Here is an 11,186-nt window from a genome sequence, read left to right as displayed (position 1 = left end):
CTATGCAGTTATATTATTTGTAGCATTAAATACACCTGCACTATATACCAGTTTACACAAAAAATTCCGCACACCCCATTGGAAGAAAAAAAACAGTCCGTCCCTAACTCACGTCCCCAACTCAAAAAATATCGAAGTCTTCTCAACCTCCTCCGGAAGAAATCTCTTAATCTCCACTATATCTTCTTCTCTGATCCTAAGCAACTCAAAACAACTTTCCTCTACTTGAGGCGCTTTGAACTGCCCCCCCACACCCATTCCACATTCATAGCAGAGCCAGTCTGAAATATGGCACAGGGCTACTATATTGTGGAAATCCGAACTCTGAGGAGTTGAATGATGGTAGATCAGGGGAAACTGGATTTCTAATGGGAGGCCCCAGTTTTCTGTCAGCCATTCAGCTACATCTGTATGGGTATATCCTAATACCCTCATTTCAGCCTCGAAAACCGGTATCTCTTCGTCTGCTGCCAGTTGCAGGGCTTTGTGAAAATCTTCATGGACATACTGTTCAAGTACCACTTTCCCGATATCATGAAGGAGACCGGCACAGAAGGCCTCTTCGGGATCGAATGGAAGAAGGCTTTTTATTCTGCCGGATAGGTTTTTGCAGATCAGGCCGCAACTGAGGGAATGTAGCCAGAATGCCTGCCTGTTAAAGAGTGCTGAAATTCTTTTTTTCTCAGGAAACAAATCAAAAACCGTGAGGCTCAATACTATTGTATTTATTACTTTAAACCCAAGTAAAACCACTGCGTTATTGATACTTGTGATTTTTCTTGGGATCCCATAGTAGGCGCTGTTTGCCAGTCTGAGCACTTTGGCTGAAAGGGAAAGATCCTGTCCGATCAGAAAAGCTACATCGCTGGAAGATGTAAGAGGATCATTGATCATTCTGATAAGGTGGGAGGCAACCTTAGGCAGGGTCGGAAGGTTAGCGACCTGTTTAAATTTCTCCTTCTGTTGTTCATTTATCTGCATAATTCAGCCTTTTCCTATCTTATGAGATATTATTGATTATATTAGGATGGTGTCTGAATTTAAAGTTAAATCTTTGCTGATCAAATTTGTTCTTTTTACAAAAAAAGGATTATTTCTGCAGCGGATTATTCAATGTCATACTAACAACTAATCTCTTTCTTATATTTGCATGGTATTTTCAGAAAAAGTTATTTTGATATCAGGTCTGTATCTTGATCGTTTTTAACTGTTTAAATTCAAAAAAACCAATATTATAATAAGGATGACCAGAATAACTGAATTTTAGAAGTAACCTTTTTTCATTATTTCAACAAGGTAATCTTTTAATCGGGTAAATCATGGCCAAAATCTGTTCAATCTTGATCTTCTTTTTAACCGGTTACACAATGGCAAACATTGGCCCGGTGATTAATAATTCCGGCCAGGTTGGATTGGTACAGCTTTATTCTGCCAAGAGTCTGGGTTCATCACGTCTGCTTTTTAATACCAGTGCAGATTTCGGGTATGATGGAAACTTTGTGGTGCATGTTCTGGAAAGGAAAAGCGAAATAGATTTTGACACGGTAAGACCAGGTATGGCGGTAACCAATCTGCGTCCCAGCCTCGCTTTTGGTGCCACAGACTTTCTTGATATATCAATCACCCTGCCGATCTATTTCGACCTGATGAATCATTATCTGCCCCAGGGTGGGATTGGAGACATTGAAGCAGGTTTGAAATTCAGGGTTCCTGGTGACAAGCCCAGAATTTTCCATGGAGCACTACTTACCTCATTCAGTTTTCCCACAGGGAGTCTTAAAAACGGTTATATTCCCAGAAAAACCTACTACTTTGCCAAAGACAGCATTTTGTTAAGCAATTGGCCTACAGCCAGTTATACTTCCCGCAAAATGGAAACTGAACTCCTTGCACTTATGACGCTGGATCTAAACTGGTTTCTTTTCCATGTAAATTCTGGCGTGAACTTTACCTACAATAAAGATTTGGATGAAACGCTTGTACTCTCTTCCGGCATTGAACTCCGGCCATCAAACTGGTTTGCCTTCTTTACAGAGATTGGAACTGAAACACGGTTTAAAAACGTGAGTAACGGGTTCAGGATTGACTCCGATCCTTTCCGTATTACTCCAGGAATAAGTCTTACTTCTTCCGGTGGTGCCAACTTTTCGCTGGCCGGGAGTTTCCGACTCTCTTCAGCAAAAAACACATTCAGATATATTACGGATGACGGGAAACTTTTTACTACAAAAACTGAACCGGCATGGAAAGTTCAGGTTCAGCTTGGATGGAACGGACTGCTGGCTGCACAAGACAGAGATAGAGACTTTATCAAAGATAACGATGATGCATGTCCTGATGATCCTGAAGATGTGGATGGCTTTGAAGATAGTGATGGTTGTCCGGACCTGGATAATGACCATGATGCTATTCCGGATTCCCTCGATAAGTGTCCCAATCTTCCGGAGGACCTTGATGGTTTTGAGGATGAAGACGGATGCCCCGATTACGACAATGATAACGATGGAATACCTGATTCATTAGATCGTTGCATCGATTCTCCTGAGGATCATGATGGATATAATGATAAAGATGGTTGTCCGGATTATGATAATGACAACGACGGTGTGCCGGATTCTCTCGATAAATGTCCTATGATTCCAGAAGATCTCGACGGATTTGAGGATGATGATGGCTGTCCGGACATCGATAACGATATGGATGGAGTTCCGGATAGTATTGATGCTTGTCCGAACACTGCCGGAACTACTGAAAATGGTTGTCCTGAAACAAAACCCAAAGCAAAGGAAATAAAACGGGGAAGGGTTATTTTATCTGGTGTGCACTTTGAAGGAGGGAGTACGACTCTTTTACCTGAGTCCCAAAAAGTTCTTGACCAGGTTTTTGAATCTCTGACTGAGTGGCCTGAGATTAAACTTGAGGTTCAGGCGCATACAGATAATTCAAGTCCATCTGCATCTTCCATGGCACTCTCACAAAAAAGAGCTGAAGCTATACGAGATTACCTGATTAAAAAAGGTATTGAGAGTAGTCGCCTGATTGCTTCCGGCAGGGGAGATGCTGAACCTATAGCTGACAATTCAACAATTCATGGTCGAAAGCTCAATAATCGGGTCGAAATTCACCGAAGAGACTGATGTGCCGCTCTGGCAGGAGTTTTTAATGAGTAAATTGAATATTACGGTGTTTTTAGTGATCTTTTTTTTATTTAATCCAGCATTGGCTGCAATTAACACTAATGCTGAAAAGGGTGTGCTCCGCACTCTTTCTGCCCAGACTTACGGAAAAGCAAAACTGAATTTCGGGGCAGGGATCAGCTTCAATCAGTCTTCTGATTACTTTAAAGGCAAAGTAAAAAAAGGTTCCTTAGATTCCGTTCGTCTAAATGGGCAAGGGATTCCAAATTCTGAATTGGATCCGGCACAGCTTTTTTCATCCAATATATTTGTTGCAATTGGTTTACTTTCCTTCTGGGATCTGTCGATTAGTCTGCCTTTTTATTACGACTGGGCAGGGATTACAAATGTACGTGATGGTGGAATTGGTGATCTGGATATCAGCACTAAATTTAGTGTTCCTACACAGAATAAGGTTTTTAAGCAGGGATATCTGATCTCCGGCACTGTACCGGTTGGAATGAGGAAAAACGGGCTTTTCCCACGACACCCATACTATCTGGAAAACCAGTCCATAAATCCGGCTCAATCTTTTTATTCGGCCAAAAGTCCCACACTCAAAATGCAGGCTCTGCTTACGTTTGATATTGGTGAAGTCGTCAGTAAACTGCCGCTAATAGCACACGTAAATCTGGGTGGAGTGATGGCTGTTTCAAGGGAAAATCAGCGTAATACTGTCGTTGGTGGTTTTGCCCTTGAGTACAACCCGCTTGAGTTCCTCACTGTTTTTACGGATCTTTATGCTGAGTCGAGGTGGAGCAATTTTGCCACCAATCTTACTCCTACAAGTGACCCGGTTATTTTCTCTCCGGGTATCAAGATTAAGGTTCCCACAGGGATGTACCTGGTTTTTTCCGGTGATTTCTCTCTTTCCTCAAGAGCACTCTCGAACCGTCTGAATTGGAAACCTGAATCGGGAGGGGGAAAAGGTTATGAGTACTCTACTGGTGTGATTCCACGGTACGGGGCACAATTTATCATCGGCTGGGATGGTTTTGTGACTGTTCAGGATGATGACAAAGATGGAATAAAGAATGATGAGGATCGCTGTCCCAGAGATCCAGAAGATATCGATGGGTTTGAGGACGATGATGGTTGCCCTGATCCGGATAATGATAAAGATGGTATACCTGATCTAAAAGATAAGTGTCCCAATGAGGCTGAAGATAAGGATGGGTTTGAGGACGAAGATGGGTGCCCGGATCCGGATAACGATGGTGATGGAATTCCGGATCTGAAAGATCAATGTCCGAATGCTCCGGAAGATTTTGATGGATTTGAGGATCGGGATGGGTGCCCTGATTTTGATAATGACAAGGATGGTATTGTTGATTCTCTGGATAAGTGCCCTAATGAACCTGAAGATTTTGATGGTTTTCAGGATGATGATGGTTGTCCTGATCTTGATAATGACAATGATGGCATACCTGATATTAGGGACAAATGTCCCAATGAACCTGAAGTGTTTAACAACTATATGGATGATGATGGTTGCCCTGACTCAGTTAAAAAGGAAGCTGACATACCTAAACAGCAGATTCTTAAGGGGATTGTTTTCCGGAGTAACAGCCCCGAGATGACTTTTGAATCGTATCAATACCTGGAGCCACTTATAAGACAGCTTAAACAGTATCCGGAAGTAGAGATTGAAATCAGAGGCTATACTGACAGTGTCGGTGACGGTGCCAAAAACATGCAGCTTTCACAGATGCGTGCAGAATCGGTACGGCAATATCTGGGCTCCAAGGGAATTGAGCTTCACAGGATTCGCGCTGTCGGTTTCGGAGCTTCAAGTCCTGTTGCAGACAATAGAACTGCTGCCGGAAGGGCTCAGAACCGGCGGATTGAAATCATTCGCCTGAAATAGTGAACAGGAAAGCTCTGCGCTGTGTGAAGCTTTCTGGTGGGTTCAATGTTCCTTTATGAAAACAGATACACACCTGAATTAAAACTGTGCTATCCTGCACTCGCAGTACCTGCCATCCTCTGTTGTACTCTTTTATTGTTTGGATTGCTATTCTCTGTTAAAGCAGATATAGCGCCACAGTTACACTCATTTCTAAACTCTGACAGAACCTGTATCGTATGGGTATTATTTACCGACAAAGCCGGAAGCTCTGTTTCAGAAAAGGTCTCTTCGCGCGCTCTCGAGAGGAGAAGCAAAGCAGGTTTTTTCAGCAGCACCACGGATCTTCCCATTTCCAGAGTATACATAGATCAGATAAAACGCCTCGGTGGAACTCTCCGTCATGAGTACAAATGGGAAAATGCTGCCAGTTTCGAAATAAAAGGCTCAAGATTGAGAGAAATAGCCAATCTTCACTTTGTGAAGAAAGTCACTCCGGTTGGTGTTTACAGATATAGAGAAACCCTGCAGGATGGCTTGGGAAAAACTCATTTTGAGGGAGACCCGAATTTCTATGGCAGTGCTTTCTCTCAATTTAATCTGCTTTCTATCCCGGAAGCGCATCACTACATTCAGAATACCAGAAAACTCAAAGCTCCGGGAACCGGAGTTTTGATTGCACTTTTTGACAGCGGATTCCGACTGGACCATCGGTGCTTCTCAAATTCAAGACAGAATGGTCACATTATCGCTACCAGGGATTTTGTAGACAATGACTACACTGTTTTTGATCCCGATTCTGTGAAAGACAATATTCTTTCTCCCTATTATACCAATGATGAACATGGATCACAGGTACTTAGCCTGATAGCAGGATACGATCCTGGAACTTTTGTTGGTTCAGCCTGGGGTGCTTCTTTTGCCCTTGCCAGAACAGAGGATGCTTACAATGATACAAGAGAAGTACATGTTGAGGAGGATAACTGGGCGGCTGCGGTTGTATGGGCAGAAAGCCTGGGTGTAGATATAATTTCAAGCTCGCTGGGATACAGGGATGGTTTCCAGGATACAGTGTTCTTTGAAACAGACAGTGGGATGATTCCCATTGTGGATTACCCCTATTCCTGGCTTGACGGCAAGACAACGATAGTCTCAAGGGCTGCTGCCTACGCTGTAGAGAGAGGCATAATAGTGGTGAATGCTGCCGGAAATGATGGTGCATACATTCCAGGAACTCTGGTGGCACCTTCGGATGTCAAGGATGTCATTTCTGTTGGGGGGGTCGACGAGCGGGGGAGGATCGCAACTTTCAGCAGTACAGGGCCGACTTCGGACGGTCGGGTGAAACCGGATCTGGTTGCACAGGGCAGAGGTGTTTGTATTCCTGTGATTTACGGCAGCGATCAGTCTTCCTATACTTCTAATGGAAATGGTACATCATTTTCTACTCCGATGATTGCAGGGCTTTGTGCTCTTATTCTACAATCTCACCCTGGCATCTCATCGATTCAGGCGCGTCAGAAACTCTACAATTTCTGCCGGCTTCTTCCGGACCAGGATTCAGTCGATAACAGGTTCGGCAGGGGGGTACCAGATGCTCTTCTGTCATGCATGCGTGATAATGAGATTTACATTTCGGTAACCGATTCCTCAGGTGAACCTGTTCGCAGCGCATTGATAGCAGGAGAATCCGGAGATTCTCTGGGAATAACGGACAGCAGTGGTATCTGTATCGCAGTTCTTAATAACTCATTTCCATCCCGTATTGCGATTATGCTTTCCGGCCAGCAAGAGGAAGTATTAATCGAATCTGCTCCGTGTCGAAAAACAGTTGTATTTCCTGTGAAGAGTGGTCTGATTGTCAAGCTTAGTGACAGATCGGGAAAGAGAATAAAGAACGGTATTGTTTATTATAAAATGGGTAATGCAGCCCAGTTTTCTTCTCTTGAATGTGATTCCAATGGTACGGCTGTAATTACCATGTACAAAGAAGAACGGGTTCAGATATACACAGATGCACCCGGGTATATCGATTCCGATACTCTTGAAGGGAAGATATGTACTGAGCTCTGCACGCTGAAGGTCACAATGCAGGAGATATCCCCTTCAAAATTCCTCCTTTTCCCGACTGTATTGAGGAAAAGTAAATGTACTGATCTTACTGTGGAGTTCATGGCCAGGTCAGAGAACAATAGAGATCAGTTTATCAAAACCTCGATCCGTTCTGCAGATGGCGGACTTGTGTGGAAATACAGCACCTACACAGATCCGGAACAGGCTTTCAAATATACAATCGATAATTCTGTTTTCAGGCGGCTGGTGCCGGGGCTTTACTTCTTTATTGTTGAATATGGGGGAAAGGTTTACCGAAAAAAAATTCTCATCTCTGTATAAACCAGTTAATTCCCCATCGGAAGGTTATACCGGGGGAGTAGTATCCCGGTACATAGGCAAATCGCTGGTTCAGCAGATTATCGATTTTGTAGAAAAGCCTGAAAGAGCGGATATGGGTCGAAATCTCAAGATTCAGATTGTAAATCGGGACATTCCAGTCTGAATGCCCGGCAAACATCACGGGATCTCTTTCACTCCAGTAATCAAAAGACAGTGTCGCGTCTATGTGCTCTTTTGTATTAAGGGGATGAGCTGTGTATGATACCGATCCCCGGGCTTTGACATAGGGCTTTTTATCGGAAATCATGGCGCTTGTTCGCAGTGAGAATCCTTTCCATTCTCCCAGCCCCGGTGCGATGACCAGAACTGAACGGGGCTGCGTGTAGGGGGCAACTCCATTTAACCATGCACCATTGACAGTTGTATCTGAGATCCCGTATACAAACTGATATCCAAGCAGCAGGTCGAATTTGTTCCAGGCACGGTAAAATTCCAAACCTGCTTTGTAATATCTTTCAATTAAAGGCAAGTCACTTGAAATTGAGTCGAATTGAACAGTGTAGGTTATATTGTCCTGCTGAACATATCCCCTGAAACGGGTCTTTGAAACAGAAAGATCAATTCCTGCGTTCCAGAAAGAACTGAGGCTGAGGTCGTCTTTATGTAACAGAAGAACTCCAGCACTTGCACGCAGAGCGCCCTCAATACCTTTTCCACTTATGGAACGTTTGTAATACAGTGCAGGTTGATTCTTTACAATAATAATCTCTGAGCTGTCAAACAGCCTATTGTAATTTCTCGTTACTTCCATCATGATTCCTGCTGAATCACTTTCTGCCATCTCGAAACCGGAGCGAAACGCCAATCCTGCTTCATCACTCTTACCTCTATCGTGAACAGGTGTGAGTTTCCCGTTGATATTACCTGCAGTGGTGCGGGTAACCGACTCAGTTTCATAAAAGCAATCGGCATCGAGAAAGAATCGTCCGGGGAGATTCCAGGATGACTGGACCTGCAATTGGAGTGGATAACGTTTGAAAAGAGCATGCTGGATATCATCCACTGCCTTAGGTGTATCAAGTGCTACTTCATTCGACAGGTCGCCATAGAAGAATTGAAGGCTGATTTGACCACTGCTGTCCCTCTGCCACTCAAGGTTTGCACCTACTATGTGTTCATCGGTGAGGGGATTGTATCCGATTCGGGAGATTTTTGTCGTGTCCTTAAAGAGCCTGCTGTAGGTATGATAAACATCATTTCCATCATGGCTATATTTTTGGCCTTTGAAGTGGCGATAATTTGAATATACACTGGCCATTAGATGTTCTGAAAAAGGTCTGGAGAAACGAACCTGAAGGATATTTTCATCAAACACACCGTTTTCCCACAACAGTGCAGCTTCAGGAACTGAAAGAGAAATGTTTTTCTGATAATGGAGATCACCTCCGCTTTTAATAGTTATTGCGGACAGTTCGTTTGCGCTGAACAGATCTGTACCTCTGATAAGACTGCTTGTTCGATTGAAGAGTCCCCCTGAATTGTAATGGTTTATAGGGGCTACATTTCCGTATGGCAGGAAGCGGTTTATTGAGCTGGATATTCCATATTTAACGGACGAAAATAATGGGTGGGTGCTGAGTATTTCTGAAGGTGATTTGGCATCAGAAGAGAAAATTGTGGATGAAGAGATGAAAAAGGGATCCGGGTATGATAATACAGTATCGGTGCGCACAAATATCCGTGCCCGTGTTTTTTCTCTCTCTATAAGGGAATTGCGGTAAGCGTCACGATTGTCTGGATTGCGACCTGTTGTGTCTATCTGCGCTTCTGATGCGAAGAGTAAACCGGAGGCAAAGGCAGAGAGTAAATAGAGCAGAAATGTTGTCTTGAAGAGATGTTTCATCTGGGTAAAAATACTACAATGTTTCCTTCAGAAGTAATAAGGAACTGGTTTTAGAGAGGAGTTATTTATTGAATGAGTGAAAAAGGGTTAGTAAGTGACAAGAGAGTCCTGATGCTTTGGCCGTTACAATTTCTCTCTTTTCCGGAACCGGATATATTTTTACTACATAAATGCAGAAAACACCTGAAATCAAAATTAGTAAAGCGCTGGTTTTAAGCGCTTTGTGTCTTTCCTTTCTGAGCCTGAGTTGCACTGCGTATCTCAATACCTATTATAATGGGGAGAGTGCGTTCAAGGAGGGGTTTGCGGAGCACAGGAAGGTGCTGCGTAATTTTCCGGACAGCCTTGTTGTGACCCCATCTCAGACAGTCGCTGCCAAATACGATCGGGCAATTGAAAAGTCTACAAAAGTACTGGATGTATTTACCAGGAAAAAGAAATGGCATGATGATGCCGTTTTCCTGATGGGTAAGAGCTACTACTATAAAAAGGATATCGAAAAGTCAATAAAGCGCTTTAAGGAACTTCAGCAGGTTTACCCGGAGAGCCCGCATATTCCTGAATCATTTCTCTATCTTTGTAAAGCATATATTGAGGAAGACAACCTGGATAAGGCTGAAGAGACTGTCACAATAATTCTCCAGAAATATCCGTGGCTGGACAAAGACCAGCAGGTAAGTCGGCTGTTGATCGATATTGCTATCAGGCGTGGAAGCAGATCTCAGGCTATCGCTTTGCTGGAAAAAGCGCTGCGTTCCGCAAAGTCAGAAACGGCCAGAATAGATCTTATTCTACGGGTTTCAGAACTTTATATCGATTTAAAGCAGTATTCTAAAGCAATAGTTCTGCTTGAGAAGACACCCAGAAAAAAAGATCTTCCTGAACAGTCCTACCGCATGGATAGAGCTCTGGTCAGATGTTATGTTGGAATTGACTCTCTCACAAAGGCTTTGAATTATGTCAATTTAATGCTTAAAAAGAGGCAATACTCCCATCATTTCGATGAGATTCTGCTCAGTAAAGGAATGATCCTGAGCCGCATGGGACGTTTTGATGATGCTATAGCTGTTTTGAAGAGTATTATCGGTGATTTGGACAGCACCAATATTGCAAATGACACATCCTCTGTTGTTTCTCAGGCTCTTTACGAGCTGGGACTGATATACCAGAAAAAGAAAGGCGATTACAACAATGCCGCCGAATTCTTCAAACTGGCCTCAAAATCCAGAGATAAATCAGCTTCTTCTTTTTCTGCAGCCCGGCTTTCTGCCATAGAGATGCTCAGAGAACTGAGAAAGAGAAAAACGGAACCAAAAGATACCTGTTGTGAGACTGACTTTAAAATCGGCGAACTTTTCAGATATGAGCTTGACGAACCAGATTCAGCGTTCAGGCAGTTTCTCTCTCTTTACAATGATTCGTCAGCCGGCCCGTTCGCTCCCAAGGCGTTATGTGTGGCGGCTTTTGTAGCCCGGGATGATATGAGAGATTCATTACTGGCTGACAGCCTCTTCAGGGCTGTAATCACAGGGTTCCCTTCCACTGATTTTGCAAGGATAGCTCAGGAGGAACTGAATTTGCCTGTGACAGTGCGGACAAGACAGGATTCAGCAAGAGAGGCGTTCAGGGTTGCGGAAGACCTCTTTTTTAAAAACCAGGATGAAAAAGCTGCGATCCAGGCTTTTTTTAATGTGTATAAAAAATACAGCGATCTCCCGATTGCTCCCAGAGCCTTGTATGTGGCTGCATACCTCAGTGATGAGGTGTTGCAGAAGAATGTCACTGCAAAGAGTCTTTACGAAAGGATCTGCCGGGAATATCCCCAGTCTATTTACTGTACAGAAAAAGCTCAGCCAAGAATCAAAAT

Annotated in this window: 6 protein-coding genes; 4 read left to right on the top strand and 2 right to left on the bottom strand. The window is 43.5% G+C overall.

What is annotated here, in order from left to right; genetic code table 11:
- Nucleotides 1-108: 108 nt before the first annotated feature.
- Nucleotides 109-981 carry an HDOD domain-containing protein gene (locus GX089_07580; GenBank protein ID NLP02338.1) on the bottom strand — a complete coding sequence of 291 codons (873 nt, stop codon included), beginning with the start codon at nucleotides 979-981 and terminating at the stop codon, nucleotides 109-111.
- A gap of 386 nt (nucleotides 982-1,367) precedes the next feature.
- Here GX089_07580 and GX089_07575 point away from each other — a divergent pair, with 386 nt between their 5' ends.
- From GX089_07575 to GX089_07565, 3 genes are read left to right on the top strand one after another with little or no spacing between them, the layout of a single operon-like run.
- The gene (locus GX089_07575; GenBank protein NLP02337.1) at nucleotides 1,368-3,137 is read left to right on the top strand and encodes an OmpA family protein; all 1,770 of its coding nucleotides are present in this window, start codon (nucleotides 1,368-1,370) and stop codon (nucleotides 3,135-3,137) included.
- A 25-nt stretch (nucleotides 3,138-3,162) separates the two neighbouring features.
- Nucleotides 3,163-5,043: an OmpA family protein gene (locus GX089_07570; GenBank protein NLP02336.1), complete on the top strand. Its 1,881-nt coding sequence runs from the start codon at nucleotides 3,163-3,165 to the stop codon at nucleotides 5,041-5,043.
- A 36-nt stretch (nucleotides 5,044-5,079) separates the two neighbouring features.
- Complete coding sequence (locus tag GX089_07565) at nucleotides 5,080-7,416, top strand: S8 family serine peptidase (protein ID NLP02335.1); 2,337 nt, start codon at nucleotides 5,080-5,082, stop codon at nucleotides 7,414-7,416.
- Here the strand turns inward: GX089_07565 and GX089_07560 are convergent.
- Nucleotides 7,403-9,319, bottom strand: coding sequence for a hypothetical protein (locus tag GX089_07560; protein NLP02334.1), 1,917 nt, complete (start codon nucleotides 9,317-9,319; stop codon nucleotides 7,403-7,405). The two genes, GX089_07565 and GX089_07560, sit on opposite strands and share 14 nt — an antisense overlap.
- A gap of 170 nt (nucleotides 9,320-9,489) precedes the next feature.
- On the opposite strand from GX089_07560, the gene GX089_07555 reads away from it, so the two are divergent.
- Nucleotides 9,490-11,186: tetratricopeptide repeat protein (locus GX089_07555; GenBank protein NLP02333.1), on the top strand; the 1,697-nt coding region annotated here is incomplete at its 3' end.

It is taken from the genome of Fibrobacter sp. (assembly GCA_012523595.1).
In the GTDB taxonomy this organism is placed as follows: domain Bacteria; phylum Fibrobacterota; class Chitinivibrionia; order Chitinivibrionales; family Chitinispirillaceae; genus JAAYIG01.
The sequence above is the reverse complement of the archived record's forward strand: the minus strand, read 5'-3'. Positions and strand labels throughout refer to the sequence as shown.